This is a genomic window from Virgibacillus sp. W0430 (genome assembly GCF_051846935.1).
Classification (GTDB): Bacteria; Bacillota; Bacilli; order Bacillales; family Amphibacillaceae; genus JBPYCR01.
Genome location: NZ_JBPYCS010000012.1, coordinates 1 through 24,408, shown reverse-complemented (window position 1 = coordinate 24,408; position 24,408 = coordinate 1). Strand labels below are relative to the sequence as shown.

Genomic DNA, 24,408 nt, shown 5'->3' with positions numbered 1-24,408 from the left:
TAATGTCCGATTTAACCAAAGCTCTATTAGAAATCTCGGCTTCATGCCAAGCATATCAGAAACAAAAGGTTAGGGAGGTTGACTTTAAAATTTAAGCCAACACTCCGATCCTTTTTAGTCTTGTTTGATTTCGAGATTTAATTTGCTTGCCGTCTGTGTCTCATCGTCCTCTAGTTCACGCAGGTCAATCTCTTTTTCATCACTGGAAAGCATTTTAACGTCCATACCTAAGCTTTGAAGCTCTTTAATAAGAACCTTGAATGATTCAGGTACACCAGGCTCTGGAACATTGTCGCCCTTCACTACAGATTCATACGTTTTCACCCGTCCAACAATATCATCGGATTTAACAGTAAGAATTTCTTGCAGTGTATATGCTGCCCCATAAGCTTCCAGTGCCCAAACTTCCATTTCACCAAATCGCTGTCCACCAAACTGCGCTTTTCCGCCTAATGGCTGTTGTGTAACTAGCGAGTATGGTCCAGTAGAGCGAGCGTGTAGCTTATCATCAACCATGTGAGAAAGCTTGATCATATAAGATACTCCAACAGCGACACGGTTATCAAAAGCTTCACCTGTTCTACCGTCATATAGGACCGTTTTAGCGTCTCTTGGCATGCCTGCCTCTTCCAATGTGCTCCATACATCCTCCTCGTTTGCACCATCAAATACTGGAGATGCAACGTGGATGCCGAGCTGTTTTGCTGCCATCCCTAAATGAAGCTCAAACACTTGTCCGATATTCATTCGTGACGGTACGCCAAGTGGGTTCAACATAATATCTACTGGTGTTCCATCTGGAAGAAACGGCATGTCTTCTTCTGGTAGTAACTTTGAAATTACCCCTTTGTTCCCGTGTCGACCAGCCATTTTGTCCCCTTCAGATATTTTTCGTTTTTGGACAATATAAACGCGGACAAGCTGGTTAACGCCTGGCTTTAATTCGTCGCCATCTACACGGTTAAATATTTTAACGTCGAGTACAATTCCGCCAGCACCATGCGGTACACGTAAAGAAGTATCTCGAACCTCTCGAGCCTTTTCACCGAAAATCGCATGTAACAGCCGCTCTTCTGCAGATAGCTCTGTTACCCCTTTCGGCGTTACTTTCCCTACTAAGATATCGCCGTCAGAAACTTCTGCACCGACACGGATAATTCCATCTTCATTCAAGTTCTTTAAGGCGTCTTCTCCAACGTTCGGTATATCTCTTGTTATTTCTTCCGGTCCGAGCTTCGTATCTCTCGCTTCTGATTCGTACTCTTCAATGTGAATCGAAGTATACACGTCATCTTTAACGAGATTTTCACTCATAATTATCGCATCTTCATAGTTGTAGCCTTCCCATGTCATAAATGCGACGAGTACGTTACGACCTAATGCTAACTCACCATCCTGCATCGAAGGACCATCTGCAAGTACTTCACCTTTAGTAACACGGTCGCCGAGCCGCACAATCGGCCGTTGATTGTAACAAGTTCCTTGGTTGGAACGAATGTATTTACTTAAACGATAACGATCGACATCGCCACGTACTTCTTTGCCATCCACTTCAGAAATTCGACGAATATGAATTTCTTTTGCTTCAACACGCTCAACAATACCGCTATTTCGACAAATTATTGCTGCTCCGGAATCCTTACCAGAAACATACTCCATACCTGTTCCAACAATTGGAGCTTCCGGCTGTAATAACGGAACCGCTTGTCGTTGCATGTTTGCTCCCATTAACGCACGGTTGGAGTCGTCATTTTCCAAGAAAGGTATACACGCTGTTGCAGCAGATACGACTTGCTTTGGTGATACATCCATATAATCAAGCTGTTCGCGTGGAACAATTGTGTTCTCTCCTCGGAAGCGCGCGATAACTTCTTCATCTATAAAATTACCTTCTTCGTCCAAGCGAGCATTCGCCTGTGCAACAACATAATTATCTTCTTCATCAGCTGTTAAGTAATCGATATCTGCGGTCACTCTACCCGTTTCTGGATCGACTCTACGATATGGTGTTTCAATAAAGCCAAATTTATTTACCTTTGCAAAGCTCGACAGCGAGTTAATCAAACCAATGTTTGGCCCTTCCGGTGTTTCGATCGGACACATACGCCCGTAGTGGGAATAGTGAACATCTCGCACTTCCATTCCAGCTCGCTCTCTCGTTAATCCACCCGGTCCTAATGCAGATAGACGACGCTTATGCGTTAGCTCTGCGAGTGGATTCGTTTGGTCCATAAATTGAGACAGCTGCGAGCTTCCGAAAAACTCTTTAATCGAAGCAATGACAGGTCGAATATTAATTAATTGCTGTGGCGTAATACTAGACGTGTCTTGAATGGACATTCTCTCGCGAACGACACGTTCCATCCGGGATAACCCTATACGGAATTGGTTTTGTAATAATTCCCCGACAGAGCGCAATCGACGATTTCCTAAGTGATCGATATCATCTGTATCTCCAACTCGATGCAGCAAATTAAAGAAGTAGCTAATAGACGCCAAAATGTCTGCAGGAGTAATATGTTTAACATCCTCGTCTACATTTGCGTTGCCTACAACAGTTAATTCCCTTTCACCTTCTGGATCAGTAGGGTCCATAATTTTAATAGACTGAACAGGAACCTCCTCGTCAAGCACGCCATCTCGAAGATCAATCGTCTTTTCACCAAGCTTTTCATCTTCGTTATCTAAATAAGGAATTAATTTGTTTAATAGTTTACGCTCGATCTTATCGCCTTTTTCTGCCAGCACTTCACCAGTCTCTTTATCAACAATTGTTTCAGCTAGCACTTGATTAAAGAGTCGATTTTTAATGTGCAGCTTTTTATTCATCTTGTAACGACCGACATGTGCAAGATCGTACCGCTTCGGATCAAAAAAACGAGATACGAGTAAGCTTTTTGCATTTTCAACTGTCGGTGGCTCGCCAGGACGTAAACGCTCATAAATTTCAAGCAAAGCCTTTTCCGTTGTTTCCGTGTTATCTTTTTCAAGCGTATTCTTTAAATATTCGTTATCGCCGATTAAATCGATCATCTCCTGATCGGTTCCTAAGCCGAGCGCACGAAGTAAAACAGTAATCGGAAGCTTTCTTGTACGGTCAATCCGAACATATACGACATCACGTGCATCCGTCTCTAACTCTAGCCATGCGCCTCGATTTGGAATTACAGTCGCTGTCATGCCTCTTTTTCCGTTTTTATCTATTTTTTCATTATAATAAACACTCGGCGATCGAACGAGCTGAGATACAATTACACGTTCCGCTCCGTTAATAATAAATGTTCCCGTATCTGTCATGAGCGGGAAATCGCCCATAAATACTTCTTGCTCTTTTACTTCACCTGTTTGATTGTTAATTAGACGTACCTTTACACGAAGTGGTGCGTTATAAGTAACATCTCTTTCCTTAGATTCCTCAATCGGATACTTATAATCCCCCAAGCTGTAATCGATAAATTCCAACGACAAATTCCCTGTAAAATCTTCAATAGGCGAAATGTCCTCAAACATTTCCTTTAATCCTTCCTCCAAAAACCACTCATAGGAAGCCGTTTGGATCTCGATAAGATTTGGCAATTCCAAAACTTCACTTATTCGTGCATAACTTCTCCGTTTGCGGTAACGCCCATACTGAACTAGCTGACCTGTCAACTGCTTCACCCCTCAAATCAAACATTTTTCAAATGAAAATATATATAAGTCAGAAAGCCGGCGGGCTCATACCCCTCATGCTTTCCGATTATTAATAACAAATGTTCCACTAATCAAATTAACAATCTTGCTTTTAATCCCTTGTGCTATTTCATAATTTAGGTTATTATTTTTTTAGCAGACAAGAAAACGGTTGTTAACTAAACACAAGCCGCCTGCGCGTCGTAAATGCACCATTCGTCCATTACGCGCACAATAATAACTATTTTTATTATTGCTAAATGCATATGTTAGCTATATAATTTAGTAAATATATAAAATGAAGTCCCCAATCCATGTGAGTCCACCAATAAAACCTTAAATAAAAATGTGAAATTTTGGTATGAAAAAGCTGCAGAGAATGAACGTAGTATGCCTTACATTTTAATTATTCTCTCCAGTTTATACCAATTTATACGTGCAGCCCCCTCACTTCGTTTGGGGCAAAATAACTCCATTGTAGCATTAAACTATAGTATCATATCGAATTGGACTGGTCAACCATTACGGACTTTAATATGTAATAGCCTTTGCTGCGTCCTACTAGCTCCACATTCCCAAAAACACCCTCTAATTTTTCCTTCGCAGATGGTGCACCTTGCTTTTTTTGTATTACAATCCAGAGCTCACCTTGGTTACATAAAAACCGTTTACTCTCTTCAAACATTTTATAAATCACTTTCTTACCTGCCCGAATTGGCGGATTCGTTACAATAGCCGCAAATTCGGGAGTCGATATTGTCGAGAACCCATCACTGTTTGCAAACGACACATTTGTCACGTCATTTAGCTTGGCATTTTCCTTTGCAAGCTGAAGCGCTCGTTCGTTAACGTCTGCCATTACAATTTCGCGATCTTTAAATTGTGCAGCAAGGGCTATTCCGATCGGTCCATATCCACATCCCATATCCAGTAGCGCTCCTTCGACTGGCGGCAATTGGAATTGTTCAATTAATAAGCGTGATCCAAAATCTACTTCATCTTTGGAAAAAACACCGACATCGCTCGTAAACGTATAATCGTTTCCCTTTAGATGATACGTCCACGTTTTAGGGGAACGCTTTGATTTTGGGCTTTTGGAATAATAATGCTCCGACATGCTGCAGCACCTCTTATAAGCTTTTTACAATTACGCCGTTTTTTACAGTTCTTGATGACAAAAATGGTTAAACCATCAGCGTATTAGTACGGGACAATTAAATAAAATGCCAGCTGTTTTCCGCTAGCGTACTTTGGAGTGTTCAATAAAACATGACTTTACAAGTATGTTGCGAGGATAAAATGGATATATAAAGCTCGTCAAATCATTGACGAGCTTTTAAATATCATTATTTTACTTCTACAGATGCGCCCGCTTCTTCAAGTTTTGTTTTAACTTCTTCAGCTTCTTCCTTAGACACGCCTTCTTTAACTGCTTTTGGAGCAGAGTCTGTTAATTCTTTCGCATCTTTTAGGCCAAGACCTGTAATTTCGCGAACTGCTTTAACAACTTTAATTTTAGATGCGCCTGCATCCGTTAGTACAACATCAAATTCAGACTGCTCTTCAGCAGCTTCACCGCCACCTGCTGCGCCTGCTACTGCTACTGGAGCTGCAGCTGTTACACCAAACTCTTCTTCGATTGCTTTAACAAGATCGTTTAATTCTAAAACAGACATTTCTTTAACTGCTTCAATAATTTGTTCTTTAGTCATCTGTTCTTCCTCCTAATAATTGTTTTAATTTATATTCCGAATCATTATAATCCGATGAAACTTACGCTTCTTGCTCTTCTTTTTGTTCTGCAATTGCTTTTGTAGCATATGCAAGATTACGCACTGGCGCTTGAAGCACGCTTAACAACATAGATACAAGACCGTTGTAATCTGGAAGTTTCGCTAGCTCTTGAATTTGGTCAACAGTTGCAACCTTTCCTTCAATTACGCCGCCTTTAATTTCCAATGCTTCGTGCTCTTTAGCAAACTTATCAATAATTTTAGCAGGTGCTACAACATCTTCCTTACTAAACGCTACAGCCGTTGGTCCTACAAGCGTATCTTGCAAGCCTTCAAGCTCAACTTCTGCAGCTGCGCGTCGTGCTAGCGTGTTTTTATACACTTTATATTCAATGTTAGCTTCACGCAGCTCTTTACGTAATTGCGTAATTTCAGCAACATTTAATCCACGGTAATCAACGAATACCGTTGACTGACTTTCACGAAAATGAGTTGAAATTTCTTCTACTACTTGTTTCTTTTGATCAACATTAGCCATTTTTCCACCTCCTGAGTTCCTCTCATCATACCGATTCAAAAAAGCCTCCACGTAGACATGGAGGCTTTTATACAAATGAACATCACAACGATTTATCACTTGCTTTAAACACCTCGGCAGGAAATTAAGCGAATTACTCGCACCTACTGTCTACGGTACAACGTATTTTTTTATTAAGACGCACTAAAGTATAGCGGATATCTTGTTATAAGTCAAGCATGCAATTGCAAGTGAATGCACAAAAGAAACGCTACTTTACTCGAAGCAAGTCCGATTGTTATTTACGAAAGCCGGAAACATCAATTTTAATTCCAGGACCCATCGTTGAAGTAATGACTACATTTCGTAAATAAGTCCCTTTAGATGCTTGTGGCTTCGCTTTGACAATTGTCTCTGTCATCGCATTAAAGTTTTCCTCTAACTTATCGTTCTCAAAGGATAACTTACCAAGAGGAACGTGCAAGTTCGCTGATTTATCAACACGGTATTCTACTTTACCTGCTTTAATATCGTTCACTGCTTTTTCAACTTCAAAAGTTACTGTGCCTGTTTTCGGGTTTGGCATTAATCCTTTTGGTCCAAGTACTCTACCAAGTTTACCAACCTCAGCCATCATGTCTGGTGTAGCAACAATAACGTCGAAGTCAAACCAACCTTGATTAATTTTATTAATTAAATCTTGGTCGCCTACGTAGTCCGCTCCAGCCGCTTCGGCCTCTTTTAGCTTTTCACCTTTTGCAAACACAAGAACGCGTTGTGTTTTCCCTGTACCATGTGGTAATACAAACGCTCCACGAATTTGTTCGTCTGCTTTTTTCGGATCAACGCCAAGACGATAAGCAACTTCTACAGTTTCATCGAAATTCGCTTTAGCAACCTCTTTCAATAACGCAACTGCTTCTTTTATATCATAAGTTTTTGAACGATCAATTTGCTTGACCGCTTCTTGATACTTTTTACCTCTTTTAACCATTCTATTTCCTCCTTTATTGTGGTAATAACGGTACTACCTCCCACTTATAAAAGCACAGACGTACTTTTACAAACATATGCAAGCGACTTTTTTTAAAGCAAGCCAGCCTACATATTCATGAAAAAGGTTGCGCCTCCGCAACCTCTTTAGCATTAAAAGTTAGTCTTCAATCGTAATACCCATACTGCGCGCTGTTCCTTCAACCATGCGCATCGCTGCGTCTACATCAGCGGCGTTAAGGTCCTGCATTTTTAGTTCAGCAATTTCTTTTACTTTATCACGCTTAACTACGGCAACCTTGTTTTTGTTCGGTTCACCGGAAGCTTTATCAATACCCGCTGCTTTTTTAAGCAAAACAGCAGCCGGTGGAGTTTTCGTAATAAATGTAAATGAACGATCTTCAAACACTGTAATTTCAACCGGAATAATTAAACCAGCCTGATCTTGTGTTTGTGCATTAAATTCTTTACAAAATCCCATAATGTTAATTCCCGCTTGACCTAATGCTGGTCCAACTGGCGGCGCCGGGTTGGCTTTACCTGCAGGAATTTGCAGTTTTACTAATTTGATTACTTTTTTAGCCACGAAACACACCTCCTTAAAGTCCGTGATGTGGTAAATGGGTTCCTTCTCTCATTTAAAAGATATGGATTACCCTCCCACTCCTGTTAACACAATCCCAATGGTTTGAGAACATGAATAACAAAAAAATTTTAGCATGAATTAAGATAGAATGCAAGAATAATACATAATGATTTTATTTTTTTATTTGCAGCAGTACGGCAGATGTTATGGATATAAAAGCAAGAGCACAGCGGGACAATCCCTTTTGCACTCTTATCGAGACTATATTCGTGCGTAATCCTTTTATCAACACGCAATGGAAGCAACCTTCACAATTCGCACTTCAGACCTGTAATCTTTACCATCTTTTACAGTTTATCGATTTGAGAAAAATCAAGTTCGACTGGTGTTTCACGGCCAAACATATTTACATGTACTTTAATCTTTTGTTTATCTAAATCAATATGCTCGATCGTACCTGTAAAATCCGAAAATGGACCATCCGTAACACGAACATTCTCTTTTAGTTCAAAGTCAATATGGACAACCTTTTCATCCATTCCCATACGCTTTAATACTGCATCTACTTCATGCGGCAATAAAGACGTCGGCTTTGTTCCTTGACCACTTGATCCTACAAATCCCGTAACACCTGGTGTATTACGAACAACGTACCAAGAGTCGTCCGTCATAATCATTTCGGCAAGCACGTAGCCAGGGAAAAACTTCTTTTTAGAGACCTTTTTCTTGCCATCTTTAATTTCCGTTTCTTCATCTTCAGGGACAATAACACGGAAGATTTTATCCTCCATCCCCATCGTCTCTACTCGTTTTTCCAAGTTCATTTTTACTTTATTTTCATATCCAGAATACGTATGAACAACATACCAATTCTTCTCCATTCATTCGGGTCAACTTTGTTTGCCCTTCCCTCCCTTTCGGTGTTTATTAAGCTTGTATAGCACTTTTTCTAAATTCACGTTTAAAGCAATCCAACCAACGCAGGTAGTATAATTTAAACCATATTAAAAAAACCCGTTATGTGCGGGTTTTTGTTGGTAATAATTACAATAATTTTTATTATAGCATACTATCTAGCTAATTATTCAAAAATGTTGTTTAAAACTTGCGTAATTCCTAGATCAACAATCGCGAAGAAAAGCGCTACAAATGTTACCGTTACAATAACAGTTATCGTGTAGCTGGTCAATTCTCTACCTTTAGGCCAGCTTACTTTTTTCATCTCTCGAGATACATCTTTTAAAAATTTAAAGATATTCACTTTGTTCCTCCAAACTGCCTATTTTGTCTCTTGATGCAACGTGTGGTGTTGGCATCTACTGCAAAATTTTTTTACTTCCAAACGGTTCTCGTTGGCGGAAGAATTTTTGTTCGTTGTATAATTACGGCTTGCACATACGGAACAAGCTAACGTTACTTTTTTATTCATTTTCATCATCCCTAATCAGGGTTTTTGCTTTTTACACTTTAGCACGTCTGCCTTTTGATGTCAAATAACAAAGGGCATATTTTCCGTTACATTCGTATGAAGCAGCTTTATAATACGAGCTCTTTTGATTCGGTGAATTGCTCCAATTTGCGCTTCACTCGCTGCAAAGCGTTATCGACCGATTTTATATGGCGGTTCAATTGCTCGGATATCTCCTCATAGGAACACCCTTCCAAATAGAGGTGGAGCACATTCTTTTCCAAATCGCTTAATGATTCAGATAATTTACCTTCTAAAAAGGTGAATTTTTCCCGGTTGATCAAAAGTTCCTGTGGATCAATCGCTCTTGACCCCGCGATAACATCGAGCAATGTACGCTCTGACTCCTCATCATAAATTGGTTTATCGAGCGAGACATAAGAGTTCAAAGGGATGTGCTTCTGCCTTGTCGCTGTTTTTATGGAAGTGATGATTTGTCGCTTAATGCATAGCTCAGCAAATCGCTTAAATGAGGCGAGCTTGTCCCCATCATAATCACGAACAGCCTTATAAAGACCAATCATACCTTCTTGAATCACATCCTCCCGATCACTACCAATTAAAAAATACGTTTGTGCCTTCGCATGGACAAAGTTCTTATATTTTTCTATTAAATAATCAAGCGCGAGCTTATTGCCTTGCTTTACCATATGTATTATTTCTTCATCCATCATCGAGCGAAAGCAAACATCTACTTTTCTTATTGAATTGACAGCCACCATGTATGACCCCCTGACCGTAACACAGCCATTATTAAAGGTCATTATACAACAAGGCTTATGAAACATCAATATAATTCAGCGGCTCGTCAATAAAACTGTTTTTCTGACAAAATAGTAATAGAGTAATCGACAAATTCGTGCTTAAACTTTCCCTCTTCGCCATTTTTCAAATATCTCCAACGTTTGGCGATTCAGATTTATCTTAGATTGTGGCTTCAATTTTCGTTGTTCGCTTACCTCTTTTTCAATTCGATTTTCGATTTGATTTAATTCTTCCAGTAATTCTCTTGCGGACAGACGTAATGCTCCTTGGCTAAAAATCGTTCGTTGCTCCGTATAGTCAGAAGTTGCTACGTACACTTGGTTTTTTATGTTTTTTAGTGATTTAATCAGCTTTTCTATATGTTCATCCGCTGTTTCCTTTTCTTTCGTATAAATAACTTCAACGTGATGGACATTGTACGTTCTTTCTCTGCCGCTAACCGAATACGCATCAAAAACAATAATGACTCGCGTGCCTGTATATGCCTGATATTCGGCCATTAAATCAACAAGGCGATCTCTTGCCTGCTCCATATCGGTCTGCTTTAGTGCTTGGAGTTCCTGCCAAGCACCAATGACATTATACCCATCAACTAATAAAATATTCATTGAGATGCTCCCAATGGGTGTCTCTTTCTAAATACTTCATAAAGCAACAAGCTACAAGCGACTGATGCGTTTAATGAAGAAATATGGCCTTTCATCGGCAAGCTAATCGTCCAATCGCACTTCTCCTTTACTAGCCTGCTCATTCCCTTTCCTTCATTCCCTACAACTAGAGCAATTGGTAGCTGTCCATCAAGCACGCGATAGTCTTCGGTAGCTTCTGCCTCTGTACCTACAACCCAAACATGCCGCTTTTTTAAGTCTTCAATTGTATTCGCTATATTTGTTACACGAGCGACAGGGACGTGCTCCAATGCGCCTGATGCTGTCTTTGCAACGGTGGCTGTCAATCCGACAGATCGGCGCTTCGGAATGATTACACCGTGTACCCCTACAGCCTCAGCAGTACGTATAATTGACCCTAAATTATGAGGGTCTTCCAATTCATCCAAGATTACAAAAAATGGTGCTTCTTCGTTCTGTTCAGCTCGAGCAAATAAATCATCAATTGTTGCATACGGATAAGATGCAACATAGGCAACTACTCCTTGGTGATTTTCCTGCGTTAACTGATCCAGTTTTTTCCTAGGTACTTTTTGCATTACCGCATTCGCTTGCTTGCACGCTTGTACAAACGGATGGACTGCTTTATTAGGTAGTTGCTCAGAGAGTAGCACTTTATTTACAGATCGACCTGACTTTAGCGCCTCTAAAACAGGGTTTTTCCCTATAATCAATTCTTCTTCGGCCATTTTTCACATTCCTTCCTATGCTTCACTTCCTGCTATTAATTGGATAGATAAAGCGAGCAGTTCATCTAATCTTTGTTTATTATTTGCCAAATAGTGATACCCAATCAATGCTTCAAACCCTGTACTTAATCGGTACGTTTGAACACTTGTGTTTTTTGGGGCAGACGCTTTTGCATTCCGCCCCCTCCGCACGATACGTTCTTCTTCAGCGGTTAAAAGCGCATGTTCCTGTAAGTGACGGACACAGTAAGCTTGAGCTTTTGCAGACACAAAAGTAACGGCTTTTTGGTGCAGCGAATTCGGCTTTATTTCACCAGACTGAATGAGAAATTTTCGTACATGCAATTCATATACCGCATCACCCATATATGCTAGTGTTAAACTTTTAACTTGTTTCGGATCAAGCGTCATTACTTAGCCCCTTCTCCAACGAAGTCCTTGTGCCGTATCTTCAAGAATAATATTCTTTTCTTGTAGCATATCGCGAATTTCATCTGCTCGTTCAAAGTTTCGGTTTTTCCTTGCTGCTGCGCGTTCTTCAATCAACGCTTCAACCTCGTCATCCAGCAGTTCGCCCGCTTCTGCAAGAGGAATTCCGAGAATGTTTAATAGCTCTGAAATGACTTGTTGAAAAGCAGTAATCACGTTCGCATCTGTCTGATCCAACGTTACGTATAGGTTAGCCTCTTTCGTCAGCTCAAATAGAGCAGAAATTGCATTTGCTGTATTAAAGTCATCCTCCATAGCTGCTTCAAATTGCTGCTTTAATCTATTTATTTTCCCGATCCATTCATCCGCATGATCTACAAGATTCATGCTTGTTTTTTGTCGGTGCTGTAAATTAAAGTAAGACGTTTGGATGCGCTCAAAGCTATTTTTCGCACCTAATAGTAATTCGTCTGTAAAATTAATCGGATTTCTATAGTGAACGCTTAACATAAAAAAGCGCAGCACTTTCGGGTCATGTTGGTCAATTAAGTCTTTCGTCAAAATGAAATTGTTTAGCGACTTAGACATTTTTTCGTTATCAATATTCATATAGCCGTTATGCATCCAATAGTTCGCAAACGGTTGCTCGTTTAGCGCCTCTGATTGAGCGATCTCATTTTCATGATGTGGAAACGCTAAGTCCTGCCCACCAGCGTGAATATCAATCGTATCACCTAAGTATTTTTTGGCCATAGCCGAACACTCAATATGCCAACCAGGTCTCCCTTTTCCCCATGGAGAATCCCATGCAATTTCATCTGGCTTAGCACTTTTCCACAATGCAAAGTCGAGCGGATCGCTTTTATTTTCACCAATTTTAATGCGAGCGCCTGAACGAAGCTCATCTATAGATTGATCTGAAAGCTTTCCATATGCTTCAAACTCGCGTGGTTTAAAGTAAACATCTCCTGCAACTTCGTAGGCGAATCCTTTGTCGATAAGCCCTTTAATAAACGTAATAATTTCCTCCATCGTATCTGTAACACGTGGATGATGTGTCGCTCGTTTTACTCCTAGTGCTTCCACATCTTTTAAATAAGCATCAATAAAACGATTCGTTAAATCACTAACCTTTTCGCCTGTTTTGTTGGCAGCGGCAATAATTTTGTCATCAACATCGGTAAAATTAAGCACATATTTAACATGATACCCTTTATATTCAAAATAGCGGCGAACGGTATCAAATACAATTGCTGGTCGGGCATTCCCTATGTGAATATAATTATAGACGGTTGGCCCACAAACATACATGCTTACTTCATTTTCAATTATCGGTTTAAACATTTCCTTTTTTCGTGTCATTGTATTATAAATTGTTATCGACATGCGTATGCTCCCCTTCTTTCAGCTTCATAATTTCTTCTTTCAATTCATCAATTTCTGCTTGGAGTTGATTGCATTTATCTGTCACAGGATCGGGTAATTTGTGATGATCCAAATCACGACGAACTTTTTTCCCTTTTTGCTTAACGACACGTCCTGGTATACCAACTACTGTTGAATGATCTGGTACATCATGTAAAACAACAGAGCCTCCACCTATTTTAGCGTTTTCTCCTACGGTAATTGAACCAAGGACCTTCGCGCCAGTTGCTACAAGTGCATTACTTTTAATTGTCGGATGACGTTTCCCCTTTTCATGACCTGTTCCACCTAATGTTACACCTTGATAAATCGTAACATTATCACCAATTTCACACGTCTCGCCAATAACGACGCCCATACCATGATCAATAAAAAAGCGTCTGCCTATTTTCGCTCCTGGGTGAATCTCTATCCCCGTAAAAAATCGACTCAGCTGAGAAATCGCCCTTGCCAAAAAGAACCATTTACGTTTATATAATACATGCGCTACACGATGTGCCCATATTGCGTGCAAACCAGAATATGTCAAAAAAACTTCAATATACGTACGTGCTGCTGGATCTTGTTCAAAAACGACATCCATGTCTTCTTTCATTCGTTTAAAAATCCCCAAATTCGCTGCCTCCTCTTTGAAATAATTAACTAATCTATTTGCCTTAGGCGTATTTAGGCTGCAAACCGCCCTTAATCGTGGAAAGCTGCTGATTATACTGTATCATCGCACATCATTTACCTAATAAGTGAAAAATGACCGTTCGTACTGACCGAAAAAAAGCGCCTCTGTGTATTATTCATACACAGAGGCGCTTTCGACGCGGTCCCACTCTGTTTGAAGCACCAACCTACGATGCTTCCAGCTTTGACTCTTGTAACGGTAGAGTATCCGCCATAATGTACTATCATTTCCATTATGGACTCAAAGGGGCATTTCAAAAGCAGCAACTAGAAATCACTTTCAGCCGATGGTGATTCTCTCTGTGCGAGTCAATTGCTTTCTACTTTTCCTTTTCCACGTTCAGTCTATTCGTATTTATACTATATTACATCCCAATGAATTTGTGAATCATTCTGCTTCTAAGTCACTTAATACTTGATCAAGTCTTGTTAAAACAACCTGTTTCCCTAACAGCTCAATCGCTTTTGGGAGTTCAGGTCCATGAGTTTGCCCTGTAGTAGCTACTCGAATAGGCATAAACAGCTTTTTGCCCCGATGCTTCGTTTCTTTCTGTGTCGCTTTAATTTGTTCCTTTATTTTATCGCTTTTAAATTCATCTAAGTGAATTAATTTATCGGCAAAAACTTGTAGTACCTCAATCACCTGTTCCCCCGCTAACACTTCCTGCGCCGCTTCATCGTAGTCAATCTCTTGCTTGAAGAACAAGTCGGTAAGCTCTACTATTTCGGCACCAAAACGTAATTGTTCATGGTAGAGTTTAACAATTTCTTCTACCCACTTTTTCTTAGCATCATCCATATCATTAGAAACCTTGCCTGCCTCGATTAAGTGTGGCAACGCTAAGTCAATTACTGTTTTTGAGTCCGCTGCTTTTATATATTCTCCGTTCATCCACTTCAGCTTTTGAACATCAAATACGGCAGCAGAGGTAGACAGGCGCGCCGGATCAAAAATATCAATTAAAGTTTCCTTATTGAAAATCTCCTCTTCTCCAACAGGTGACCAGCCTAGCAATGTAATAAAGTTAAATAACGCTTCAGGCAAATATCCTAAATCGCGGTACTGCTCAATAAATTGCAATATATGCTGATCTCGCTTACTAAGCTTCTTTCGATCTTCATTTAGTATAAGTGTCATATGGCCAAACTGTGGTGGCTTCCAATCAAATGCTTCATAAACCATCATCTGTCTTGGCGTATTCGAAATATGCTCTTCTCCACGCAATACGTGTGTAATCTCCATGTAGTAGTCGTCAATTGCTACTGCAAAGTTATACGTTGGAATGCCATCCTTCTTAACAATAACCCAATCACCAAAGTCACTGGAATCGAAAGAAATATTTCCTCTTACAAGGTCACGAAACGTAAACGTACGATTTTTCGGGACACGCAAGCGAATGCTTGGTTTCCGGCCTTCATTACGAAAAGCTTCTTTTTCTGCCTCAGTTAAGTGAGCGTGCGCACCAGAATATTTAGGAACTTGTCCATTTGCCCGCTGCTCTTCACGCTCTTCTTCCAATTCCTCAGCCGTCATAAAACATTCATATGCTAAATCACGCTTTAACAAATCATTGACGTGTTTTTTGTATATATCTAAACGCTCCATTTGACGATATGGACCGAAATCCCCACCAATATCTGCACCCTCATCCCATTCTATACCTAACCACTTTAAAAAAGTTAGCTGGCTCGCCTCTCCGCCTTCTACATTTCGCTTAGCATCTGTATCTTCTGTACGGATAATAAATTTCCCATTAAAGTGTTTAGCGTACAAATAATTAAATAAAGCTGTACGCGCATTACCAATATGTAAGTCGCCAGTCGGACTTGGTGCATATCTTACTCGAACGTCGTTTGTCATCCATTGTACCCCTCTCGTTTTATATGCCTATATATACGGCACGAATCAAGCATCGCATTTTTTAACGCTATAAAAGTTACATTTCTATTATAGTAACAATTTAAATCGTTTATCATTTCTATCATGTACTCAATTAATGAAACGTAGGCTGATTCCCATATGATACAATCCGCAAGTAATTGCAGTCTTTTAAAATAGAGAAACTGCGCTGCACCAATTGAGTCAGTCTGCTATACGAACTGGTACATAGTCTTCGTTTTAAAATCGGATTGTGTAGTCTGTTAGAGAAAGCAGCAACTAAAAACAGACAATAAAAAGCGATAACATAGCTTGTTATCACTTTTATATCCCTTATAGTTATACCTTTTTTATAATGCTTTTTCAAGTAATTTTGGTTTGGCAAATATCATTCTTCCTGCGGATGTTTGTAAAACACTCGTTATTAGCACTTCTATTTTCTTACCAATATACTCTCGACCTTCTTCAACAACAATCATTGTACCATCATCGAGATATGCAATACCTTGCTTTTGTTCTTTGCCATCTTTTATAACCTGAACCATCAGTTCCTCTCCAGGAAGAACGACCGGTTTCACTGCATTCGCCAAATCATTAATATTTAACACGCGTACACCTTGAAAGTCACATACTTTATTTAGATTGAAATCATTCGTCACAACAATACCATCAATTTGCTTTGCCAGCTTAATCAATTTACTATCTACTTCATGAATTTCTTCAAAATCCCCTTCATAGATTTCAACATCTACAGCAAGCTCTTTTTGAATTCTATTTAAAATATCTAAGCCACGTCTGCCGCGATTTCGTTTAAGTACGTCTGACGAATCTGCGATATGCTGCAATTCTCCCAACACGAATTGAGGAATAACAATCGGACCCTCTAAAAAATTTGTTTGACAAATATCAGCAATTCGACCATCGATTATTACGCTCGTATCTAATATTTTTGCTTTCGATTTGGCCGGAAAGTCGTCTGTTTCTAAATCATCGTTCGAATTCGTGCGTTTTTTAGTCTTCTCTCGTCGATTCACATTTAATAAATTGACAAACTCTTCTCTACGTCGAAAGCCGACTTGAAAACCTAAATAACCGAGTATAATTGTTAAAAAGAGCGGAATAACTTGCGAAACGACTTGAATACTTACGTCCTGTAACGGAATATTTATTAAGTAAGCGATAACTAAACCTAAAATTAAACCTAAACTACCAAAAAACAAATCACCCACTGGAACTCTAATGAGCCCTTCTTCAACCCATTTTAAAAATCCAACAATATAGTCAGCTAACAAATAAGAAATAAGAAACAATATAATAGCCCCTAAAACCGATCCTAAGTATGGGGATGCTACCCAGTTTGCCTCCGTAAAATTCAATAGTTTTACAATGTCTGGTACGTATAAATACCCTATGGTACCTCCCGTTATAACAAAGAATAAATGCACTATTTTTTTCAGCAACGCTGACACCTCCTTGCCTTTATTATTACCTAATAAAAAAAATATAATCTAAATAATGTATAACTACTATTTAAAAATTAAATCACCAAACCGATTGCTCCACATAGATGAGCGATGCTGCAAGTGAGTAGTCACTCATAACACGAGCGACCCATTTAAAAAGTTGAATAAGCATAAGCGTATATAGTAATACCAATTTAAAAGAAAATGATTTCAAATAAATCATAGCACAGCAAACAAAAACAGTCAATTGAGCAAACATAAAATTCTAGCATACTATTATAGTGTTGTCAAATTGTCTTTAGGCCTTTTTTCCCAACCTCACCTTATTTTTCTACTGATAAATGCAAGGCTTCTTGGACTGTCTCTACGCCAATAACTTGTATATTTTGTGGAATAGTCCACCCGTCTAAGTTGTTCGCCGAGCAAATCACTCGCTTAAAGCCGAGCTTTGCCGCTTCTTTTACACGTTGCTCAATACGCGAGACACGCCTAATCTCTCCAGTCAAACCAACCTCTCCAATAAAAATGTCTTCTGGTTTCGTTGGTTGATCCCGAAAACTGGAAGCAATACTAACAGCGATCGCCAAGTCGATTGCTGGCTCATCAAGCTTTACACCTCCGGCAACCTTAATATATGCATCTTGGTTTTGCAGCATTAGCCCAACTCGCTTTTCTAATACTGCCATTAATAACGGTACCCGGTTCGTATCAATTCCGGTTGCCATTCTTCGAGGGTTTCCAAAGCTGGATGGGGCTATTAATGCTTGTATTTCTACTAATACTGGTCTTGTACCCTCCATTGAGGCGACAACGGTAGAGCCTGCCGCTCCTTGTGATCGCTCCTCCAAAAAGATTTCTGAAGGGTTCATTACTTCTCGCAAGCCTTCTTCTTTCATTTCGAATATCCCCATCTCATTCGTACTGCCAAATCGATTTTTCACCCCTCGTAAAATGCGGTACGTATGATGGCGCTCACCTTCAAAATAAAGAACCGCGTCAACCATATGCTCCAACATTCTTGGTCCGGCAATTGCACCTTCCTTCGTAACATGGCCAACGATAAAGATAGGAATACTATACGTTTTGGCTACTTTCATTAACTCCATCGTACACTCCCTTACTTGGGAAACACTCCCGGGTGCGCTCGTTATTTCCTCTCGAAAAACAGTTTGAATGGAATCAATTACGACAAAATTCGGTTTCAATTGTTCAATTTGCTGACTTATATCTAACATATTTGTTTCCGATAAAACAAATAAATGCTCGGAACGTATAGCGAGCCGGTCTGCTCGAAGCTTCGTCTGTTGGGTCGATTCTTCACCTGATATATAAAGAACGGTTAATTCCTTATCCGCTAACTGGGCGGATATTTGTAATAGCAGCGTAGATTTACCAATTCCTGGATCCCCCCCGATTAAGACGAGTGACCCTGGTACAATCCCTCCACCAAGCACACGATTAAACTCTTTCATCGATGTCGTTACTCTCGGCTCTTTTTCTGACGTAATCGCAGTAAGCTTCTCTGGTGTCTTACCAGCTTGAACATTCCAATTCGCCGAATTTCGTTTCGCAGCGTCCCTGGATATAATTTCTTCTACTAATGTATTCCAGTTCATGCAGCTCGGGCATTTCCCCATCCATTTAGGAGATTCATACCCACATTCCTGACAAACAAATTTTGTTTTTCGTTTAGACAATGCAATCCGACCTTTCTTCTATTGATCCAGTACGCGACGACAGAAGTTGAAATGCTGAGATGCAGACTTTATCAATCTATTCTTATTATAAACCATTTATGCCTTAAGGAGGTTACAACTTCCTATCAATTCCACCCATTCATTCCACCAATTTGCCACATTTTAAATTTGAAAAAGACTTTGGTAAACAGAATTGATATGTAGCCGATTTGTACTGCCTATTACAGGAATTACAGCAAAAAGTCGGATAAAACAAGCTACACGTTTCATCCGACTTCTCGTTTCTAAATAAAGAATAAATCAAGCTAGAACAATGTGTTCTCCCTTATTATTTAGACCAATTTTCACTTTTTCACCTTTTTTAATTGTCCCTTTTAATAGCTCTTCGGATAATAAATCTTCTACATTTTTTTGGAGCGATCTTCTTAAAGGACGAGCACCGTAATCAGGGTCATATCCGTCTTCAACGATTTTTTCAATCGCCCGATCCGTTAAAGTAAATTCAATCTCTTGTTCCTTTAAGCGTGTTTGTAATTGCTTCAACATTAAAGCAGCAATATCTTTCATATGCTTTTTCTCCAAGGAATGGAAAACAATTGTTTCATCAATTCGATTTAAAAACTCAGGTCGAAATGTTTTTTTCATTTCTTCTGTCACTTTTGATTTCATATCTGCATGCTCTTGGCCTTCTTCTTGCAAGTTAAAGCCCACATATCGATTACGCTTTAATTCACTCGCGCCGACATTCGATGTCATTATAAGCACGGTATTGCGGAAATCAACTACTCGCCCAGTCGAATCCGTTAATCGACCGTCCTCAAGTACTTGTAGCAAAATATTAAATACTTCAGGATGTGCCTTCTCAATTTCATCTAATAGAACAACCGAGTATGGTTTGCGTCTGACTTTTTCCGTTAGTTGACCCCCCTCTTCATAACCAACATATCCAGGAGGCGAGCCGACTAATCGCGAAGTTGCATGTTTTTCCATGTATTCCGACATATCAATACGAATCATTGCATCTTCATCAGCAAACATTGCTTCAGCTAATGCACGAGCTAATTCGGTTTTCCCGACACCTGTCGGGCCTAAGAAAATAAATGAACCGATTGGTCGCTTCGGATCCTTAAGTCCTGCACGAGCACGTCGGATTGCCTTTGAAATAGCATGTACTGCTTCCGTTTGGCCAATTACGCGATTATGCAATAGTTCCTCCATATTTAACAGACGATCACTTTCGTCTTTCGTTAATTTAGATACAGGAACTCCCGTCCAAACAGAAACGACGCTTGCTATATCCTCCACTGTAACCTCGGTGTCTTCTTGCCCTTGTTTTTCTCTCCATTTATTTTTCGTATCTTCTAATTCTTCTCGGAGCCGTTGCTCTGTATCTCTTAAAGAGGCTGCTTTTTCAAATTCCTGACTTTGAACAGCAGAATCCTTTTCTTTTCGAATTTCCTCCAGCTTTTCCTCGAGCTTTTTCAAATTAGGTGGAATTGTATAAGAGCGTAAGCGTACTTTTGAGCCAGCCTCATCAATTAAATCAATCGCTTTATCTGGCAAAAATCGTTCCGTAATATATCGATTAGATAGCTGGACAGCTGCTTCAATCGCATCATCGGTAATTGTCACTCGATGGTGTGCTTCATAGCGATCTCTCAGTCCCTGCAATATTTGAATTGTTTCATCCAAAGTAGGCTCATCTACTTGAATTGGCTGAAATCTTCGTTCAAGAGCGGCATCTTTTTCGATATACTTCCGGTACTCATCTAACGTTGTTGCACCAATACACTGTAATTCGCCACGTGAAAGCGACGGCTTTAATATGTTGGAAGCATCAATCGCTCCTTCTGCTCCTCCAGCACCGATAAGTGTGTGCAGCTCATCTATAAACAGTATAATATTCCCTGCTTGACGAATTTCATCCATTACTTTTTTTAGACGATCTTCAAATTCACCTCGGTATTTTGTTCCTGCCACTACCGTTCCCATATCGAGCGTCATAACTCGTTTGTCACGTAGAATTTCAGGCACTTCATTGTTTATTATTTGATGTGCCAAACCTTCAGCAACTGCTGTTTTACCTACGCCAGGCTCTCCTATTAATACTGGGTTATTTTTTGTACGTCGACTAAGCACTTGAATAATTCGTTCGATTTCTTTATCCCGTCCAATTACCGGATCAACATTTCCTTCCTTCACATTCGCTGTTAAGTCTCTCGCTAGGGAATCTAATGTCGGCGTGTTTGCACTCGATGCTTGCCCTCTTCCTTGGCGATTCGCTTGTGATTCATTCGTTCCAAGTAATTGAAGCACTTGCTGTCTTGCTTTATTTAAACTAACATCAAGGTTATTTAATACACGTGCTGCTACTCCTTCTCCTTCACGGATTAGCCCGAGTAAAATATGTTCCGTGCCTACGTATGAATGACCCAATTTTCTAGCTTCATCTTGTGATAATTCAACAACCTTTTTTGCTCGCGGAGTGTAATGTATTGTTTGCATTGGCTGTTTCCCTTTGCCGATTAGCTGCTCAACTTCTTCTTGTATTTTTTTTATTTCCAGTCCGAGAGACTGTAATGCTTTTGCTGCTATTCCATCGCCTTCACGAATAAGCCCAAGCAATATATGCTCCGTACCAATATTATTATGTCCTAACCGAACAGCTTCCTCTTGGGCTAGCGCTAATACTTTTTGTGCTCTTTCCGTAAATCGTCCAAACATCATATAACGTTCCTCCTTCTATTTTTCCAATTGTAAACGATCTCGTATCAACGAGGCACGTAATACATCGCGTTCATTCGTTTTCAAAACTTTCTTTGCATATTGCTGTAAAAACCCCGGCTGCGTTAATACCATTAATTCATTTAGAATACTTTTCGATATATGATTAATGATACCTAGATCAATCCCTAGTCGGACATCAGAAATACATGTTGCAGCTTCTTTAGATTCAATAATTCGGCTATATTCCAATACACCATAAGAACGAAATATACGATTTTCCAATCCAATCGATGATTGCTCCATTAAGTGGCTTCGTGCTGTTCGCTCATGTTCAATTAATTGACCAACAACACTTTGTAAATCTTCTACAATGTCTTGCTCCGATTTACCTAATGTAATTTGATTGGATATTTGAAAAATGTTACCAAGCGCTTCACTGCCCTCTCCGTATATGCCTCGGACCACAAACCCTAATTGATTAATTGCTGGTAGCATTCGGTTAATTTGCTTCGTAAACACTAGAGCTGGCAAATGAATCATTACCGAAGCACGCATGCCTGTGCCAACATTTGTCGGGCAGCTCGTTAAATAACCCTTCGTCTCATCGTATGCATAATCCACTTGCTGTTCTAGCCAGTCATCGAACAAAAAAGCTTCCTCTAATGCCTTTTTTAACTGAAATCCTGGATAATAAAGCTGAATACGTATATGGTCTTCCTCATTTATCATAACCGAAACTTGTTCATTCTCTGAAATGATTGTCCCCGCGGCCGTTGCTTGCTTCGCGAGATACGGACTAATCAAGTGCTTCTCTACAAGGACTCGTTTTTCAATTTGCGTTAAGTCACTAATAGAAACGAACTCTAGATCTGTATAGTTTTGAAAAGACTTATGAGCATACGTACGCTTAAAAAACTGTTGAATTCGTTTTAAGTCGTCTTCGGTTGCTACCGTAGGAAAAGCCGTTTTTTCCAAGTTTCGGGCAAGACGTATTCGGCTACTCAGCACAATATCACTATTAGGAGCTTCTACACGCATCCAAGGGCTAACCGCTTCGTTCATAAACTCTTGCAAGCTCATAAGTCATCACCCGCTTCCTTACGATCATCATTACTTTTTTGCTCAAGCTGTTTAATTTTATCTCGGACCGTGGCAGCTTCTTCAAATGCTTCTTTCTCAATTAATTGCTGCAATTTCTTCCGATACGCTTCCAATTGTTTTTTAGTATGTAAACTTCCGCCTTTTCGTCGTGGTATCTTCCCATAGTGCTTCGTATTTCCGCTGTGAACGCGACGAAAAATTGGATCAAGTTTTTCAGAAAATGCATCATAACAAGTTGCACAGCCAAACTTTCCTGCACGCTGAAATTCGCTTAAAGTAAGGTTGCATTTTGGACATTGTAATTCCTGAGTTTGTTGAAAAGGTGCGTGAGGATGACTATCGAGTGATGGACTTTCAAAATTAAACAAACCTGACAGTAAATGGTGCAATGAATACCCTTCTTCTGGATATGTCATATAGCCTTTTTTCTTAGCACAAACTTCACATACATGCACTTCCGTCTTACTCCCATTAATAACTTGTGTAAAATGCAGAGAAGCTGGCCGTTTATGACATTCTTGGCATTCCACGATACATCCTCCTTACTTATTTAAGTATTTTAACGTTGTCAGCATCGCTGTTAAAATTCGGGAACGTACTTCATCCCGAATTGGTAAAGGAACAGAAATCACGTCTCGATCAACAGCACTTAAAATCATCCGTTTTTCTCGTAATGTAATTACATCTTTCTCCAGTAATCTTTCTAATATATCCGCTGCGGCCTGTTGAGAAACAGCTGGATGAATCATGCTTATGATGTCATCGATTAAATCAGAAGCTTTTTGGTGTTCAATTCGAAAAATTCGAATGTATCCACCACCACCACGTTTACTTTCGATGATATATCCCTTTTCCACTGTAAACCGTGTATTAATTACATAATTAATTTGTGAAGGGACACATTGAAATTGATCTGCAATTTCACTGCGCTTAATTTCAATCATATTTTTTCCTTTTGCGTGGAGTATTTTTTTTAAATAAGCCTCAATAATATCCGAAATATTACTCATGAACCCTCCCCCTCTATCAATATACGGAGTTATCCACTTATTGTTGACTTTGACTATATTTGACTATATTCATATTATACGTCAATTTGCTTCGCTTGCCAATAATTTTTCCCTCTCTCTATATAATAGACAATTGAAGAGAATTCAAAACCTCTAATTACTGTTTTTCGCTATATAGAGATCTCTTGTATTTATGCAAATAAAAACAAGCTTAAAAGCCAAACCAAAAAAATAAAAGGTTTTTTAACATAGTATAAGGCCCGATTAACTATGTCGTAATCTTAAGGTATTTACGTTCAACTACATCAAACCAATCATATAATTTTACCTGTATATGGCAACTTAAAAATGAGCCGCTCCTATAAATGTTACAATTTAAAGGTACCAAAAAAGAGAATATGGGTGTATTTTTTCGTCTTATTATTATGTTAGCTTCAACCCGCAGCACAATAAGGGAGAGTCCGATATTCAATATAAGGCCGGGATTATTCCGTACATACGAAAAAGAGTGTAACTTACCAATAATGATAAGTTACACTCTTTTTGAAATTCATATCGCCTGGCGGCGTCCTACTCTTGCAGAGGCAAAGCCTCAACTACCATCGGCGCTGGAGAGCTTAACTGCTGTGTTCGGTATGGGAACAGGTGTGACCTCTCCGCTATAACTACCAGACCGTTGTTCATTTGTTAATCGCGTACTTTTTTAGCGACATTTTCTATTATAAGTGTTTCTGAGAAAAAGTCAAGGGTTTTTATTCATACCTTGAAAACTAAATAAGAATTGTTTCATCAATGGGCATCATCAGCCAAAAATAGTTAGTTAAGTCCTCGATCTATTAGTATCCGTCAGCTTCACGTGTCACCACGCTTCCACCTCGGACCTATCAACCTCATCGTCTCTGAGGGATCTT

At 39.5% G+C, this 24,408-nt stretch carries 22 protein-coding genes, 2 rRNA genes and 2 other annotated features; all 24 genes read right to left on the bottom strand.

Going from position 1 to position 24,408, the window contains the following annotated elements; genetic code table 11:
• Positions 1-114 precede the first annotated feature (114 nt).
• The gene (gene rpoB, locus ACLIBH_RS08140; protein WP_439316210.1) at positions 115-3,651 is read right to left on the bottom strand and encodes a DNA-directed RNA polymerase subunit beta; all 3,537 of its coding nucleotides are present in this window, start codon (positions 3,649-3,651) and stop codon (positions 115-117) included.
• A gap of 517 nt (positions 3,652-4,168) precedes the next feature.
• Positions 4,169-4,789: a class I SAM-dependent methyltransferase gene (locus ACLIBH_RS08135; protein WP_439316209.1), complete on the bottom strand. Its 621-nt coding sequence runs from the start codon at positions 4,787-4,789 to the stop codon at positions 4,169-4,171.
• 229 nt (positions 4,790-5,018) lie between these two features.
• Entirely contained in the window at positions 5,019-5,384 is a 366-nt protein-coding gene (gene rplL / locus ACLIBH_RS08130; RefSeq protein WP_439316208.1) for a 50S ribosomal protein L7/L12, read from the bottom strand.
• A gap of 61 nt (positions 5,385-5,445) precedes the next feature.
• Positions 5,446-5,943: a 50S ribosomal protein L10 gene (gene rplJ, locus ACLIBH_RS08125; protein ID WP_439316207.1), complete on the bottom strand. Its 498-nt coding sequence runs from the start codon at positions 5,941-5,943 to the stop codon at positions 5,446-5,448.
• Between the two features lie 28 nt (positions 5,944-5,971).
• Positions 5,972-6,117 (bottom strand) — a sequence feature (ribosomal protein L10 leader region).
• 103 nt (positions 6,118-6,220) lie between these two features.
• Positions 6,221-6,916 (bottom strand): 50S ribosomal protein L1, encoded by a 696-nt coding sequence (rplA, locus tag ACLIBH_RS08120; RefSeq protein ID WP_439316206.1) that lies wholly within the window; start codon positions 6,914-6,916, stop codon positions 6,221-6,223.
• Between the two features lie 159 nt (positions 6,917-7,075).
• Positions 7,076-7,501, bottom strand: coding sequence for a 50S ribosomal protein L11 (gene rplK, locus ACLIBH_RS08115; RefSeq protein WP_439316205.1), 426 nt, complete (start codon positions 7,499-7,501; stop codon positions 7,076-7,078).
• A 347-nt stretch (positions 7,502-7,848) separates the two neighbouring features.
• The gene (gene nusG / locus ACLIBH_RS08110) at positions 7,849-8,382 is read right to left on the bottom strand and encodes a transcription termination/antitermination protein NusG (protein ID WP_439316204.1); all 534 of its coding nucleotides are present in this window, start codon (positions 8,380-8,382) and stop codon (positions 7,849-7,851) included.
• 200 nt (positions 8,383-8,582) lie between these two features.
• Positions 8,583-8,762 (bottom strand): preprotein translocase subunit SecE, encoded by a 180-nt coding sequence (secE, locus tag ACLIBH_RS08105; protein ID WP_439316203.1) that lies wholly within the window; start codon positions 8,760-8,762, stop codon positions 8,583-8,585.
• Positions 8,763-8,780: 18 nt separating this feature from the next.
• The gene (gene rpmG, locus ACLIBH_RS08100) at positions 8,781-8,930 is read right to left on the bottom strand and encodes a 50S ribosomal protein L33 (RefSeq protein ID WP_439316202.1); all 150 of its coding nucleotides are present in this window, start codon (positions 8,928-8,930) and stop codon (positions 8,781-8,783) included.
• A 107-nt stretch (positions 8,931-9,037) separates the two neighbouring features.
• On the bottom strand, positions 9,038-9,691 hold the full coding sequence (gene sigH, locus ACLIBH_RS08095) for an RNA polymerase sporulation sigma factor SigH (RefSeq protein ID WP_439316201.1): 654 nt from the start codon (positions 9,689-9,691) through the stop codon (positions 9,038-9,040).
• 141 nt (positions 9,692-9,832) lie between these two features.
• Positions 9,833-10,342 carry an NYN domain-containing protein gene (locus ACLIBH_RS08090; protein ID WP_439316200.1) on the bottom strand — a complete coding sequence of 170 codons (510 nt, stop codon included), beginning with the start codon at positions 10,340-10,342 and terminating at the stop codon, positions 9,833-9,835.
• A complete protein-coding gene (gene rlmB, locus ACLIBH_RS08085; RefSeq protein ID WP_439316199.1) occupies positions 10,339-11,091 on the bottom strand; it encodes a 23S rRNA (guanosine(2251)-2'-O)-methyltransferase RlmB in 753 nt (250 codons plus the stop codon). Before rlmB ends, ACLIBH_RS08090 begins: the two co-directional genes overlap by 4 nt.
• A gap of 15 nt (positions 11,092-11,106) precedes the next feature.
• A complete protein-coding gene (locus ACLIBH_RS08080) occupies positions 11,107-11,502 on the bottom strand; it encodes a Mini-ribonuclease 3 (protein ID WP_439316198.1) in 396 nt (131 codons plus the stop codon).
• A 3-nt stretch (positions 11,503-11,505) separates the two neighbouring features.
• A complete protein-coding gene (cysS, locus tag ACLIBH_RS08075; protein WP_439316197.1) occupies positions 11,506-12,906 on the bottom strand; it encodes a cysteine--tRNA ligase in 1,401 nt (466 codons plus the stop codon).
• Positions 12,887-13,558 carry a serine O-acetyltransferase gene (gene cysE / locus ACLIBH_RS08070; RefSeq protein ID WP_439316196.1) on the bottom strand — a complete coding sequence of 224 codons (672 nt, stop codon included), beginning with the start codon at positions 13,556-13,558 and terminating at the stop codon, positions 12,887-12,889. The genes cysS and cysE overlap by 20 nt, the downstream gene beginning before the upstream one ends.
• Positions 13,559-13,741: 183 nt before the next feature.
• Positions 13,742-13,966, bottom strand: a binding site (T-box leader).
• A gap of 42 nt (positions 13,967-14,008) precedes the next feature.
• Complete coding sequence (gene gltX / locus ACLIBH_RS08065; protein WP_439316195.1) at positions 14,009-15,481, bottom strand: glutamate--tRNA ligase; 1,473 nt, start codon at positions 15,479-15,481, stop codon at positions 14,009-14,011.
• 368 nt (positions 15,482-15,849) lie between these two features.
• Entirely contained in the window at positions 15,850-16,959 is a 1,110-nt protein-coding gene (locus ACLIBH_RS08060) for a PIN/TRAM domain-containing protein (RefSeq protein WP_439316194.1), read from the bottom strand.
• Between the two features lie 326 nt (positions 16,960-17,285).
• Positions 17,286-18,659, bottom strand: coding sequence for a DNA repair protein RadA (gene radA / locus ACLIBH_RS08055; RefSeq protein WP_439316193.1), 1,374 nt, complete (start codon positions 18,657-18,659; stop codon positions 17,286-17,288).
• Between the two features lie 300 nt (positions 18,660-18,959).
• Positions 18,960-21,386 carry an ATP-dependent protease ATP-binding subunit ClpC gene (gene clpC, locus ACLIBH_RS08050; protein WP_439316192.1) on the bottom strand — a complete coding sequence of 809 codons (2,427 nt, stop codon included), beginning with the start codon at positions 21,384-21,386 and terminating at the stop codon, positions 18,960-18,962.
• 15 nt (positions 21,387-21,401) lie between these two features.
• On the bottom strand, positions 21,402-22,466 hold the full coding sequence (locus ACLIBH_RS08045; RefSeq protein ID WP_439316191.1) for a protein arginine kinase: 1,065 nt from the start codon (positions 22,464-22,466) through the stop codon (positions 21,402-21,404).
• Positions 22,463-23,017, bottom strand: coding sequence for a UvrB/UvrC motif-containing protein (locus ACLIBH_RS08040; protein WP_439316190.1), 555 nt, complete (start codon positions 23,015-23,017; stop codon positions 22,463-22,465). The genes ACLIBH_RS08045 and ACLIBH_RS08040 overlap by 4 nt, the downstream gene beginning before the upstream one ends.
• 12 nt (positions 23,018-23,029) lie before the next feature.
• On the bottom strand, positions 23,030-23,497 hold the full coding sequence (locus tag ACLIBH_RS08035; protein ID WP_439316189.1) for a CtsR family transcriptional regulator: 468 nt from the start codon (positions 23,495-23,497) through the stop codon (positions 23,030-23,032).
• A 557-nt stretch (positions 23,498-24,054) separates the two neighbouring features.
• A 5S ribosomal RNA gene (gene rrf / locus ACLIBH_RS08030) occupies positions 24,055-24,170 on the bottom strand.
• Between the two features lie 143 nt (positions 24,171-24,313).
• Positions 24,314-24,408 (bottom strand): 23S ribosomal RNA (locus ACLIBH_RS08025); the annotation flags it as partial.

Coding starts and splice junctions, on each gene's coding strand:
- ACLIBH_RS08135 (WP_439316209.1), bottom strand. CDS start 4,789: ATGTCGGAGCATTATTATTCCAAAAGCCCAAAATCAAAGCGTTCCCCT.
- rplL (WP_439316208.1), bottom strand. CDS start 5,384: ATGACTAAAGAACAAATTATTGAAGCAGTTAAAGAAATGTCTGTTTTA.
- rplJ (WP_439316207.1), bottom strand. CDS start 5,943: ATGGCTAATGTTGATCAAAAGAAACAAGTAGTAGAAGAAATTTCAACT.
- rplA (WP_439316206.1), bottom strand. CDS start 6,916: ATGGTTAAAAGAGGTAAAAAGTATCAAGAAGCGGTCAAGCAAATTGAT.
- nusG (WP_439316204.1), bottom strand. CDS start 8,382: ATGGAGAAGAATTGGTATGTTGTTCATACGTATTCTGGATATGAAAAT.
- rpmG (WP_439316202.1), bottom strand. CDS start 8,930: ATGAATAAAAAAGTAACGTTAGCTTGTTCCGTATGTGCAAGCCGTAAT.
- sigH (WP_439316201.1), bottom strand. CDS start 9,691: ATGGTGGCTGTCAATTCAATAAGAAAAGTAGATGTTTGCTTTCGCTCG.
- ACLIBH_RS08090 (WP_439316200.1), bottom strand. CDS start 10,342: ATGAATATTTTATTAGTTGATGGGTATAATGTCATTGGTGCTTGGCAG.
- rlmB (WP_439316199.1), bottom strand. CDS start 11,091: ATGGCCGAAGAAGAATTGATTATAGGGAAAAACCCTGTTTTAGAGGCG.
- ACLIBH_RS08080 (WP_439316198.1), bottom strand. CDS start 11,502: ATGACGCTTGATCCGAAACAAGTTAAAAGTTTAACACTAGCATATATG.
- cysS (WP_439316197.1), bottom strand. CDS start 12,906: ATGTCGATAACAATTTATAATACAATGACACGAAAAAAGGAAATGTTT.
- gltX (WP_439316195.1), bottom strand. CDS start 15,481: ATGACAAACGACGTTCGAGTAAGATATGCACCAAGTCCGACTGGCGAC.
- clpC (WP_439316192.1), bottom strand. CDS start 21,386: ATGATGTTTGGACGATTTACGGAAAGAGCACAAAAAGTATTAGCGCTA.
- ACLIBH_RS08045 (WP_439316191.1), bottom strand. CDS start 22,466: ATGAGCTTGCAAGAGTTTATGAACGAAGCGGTTAGCCCTTGGATGCGT.
- ACLIBH_RS08035 (WP_439316189.1), bottom strand. CDS start 23,497: ATGAGTAATATTTCGGATATTATTGAGGCTTATTTAAAAAAAATACTC.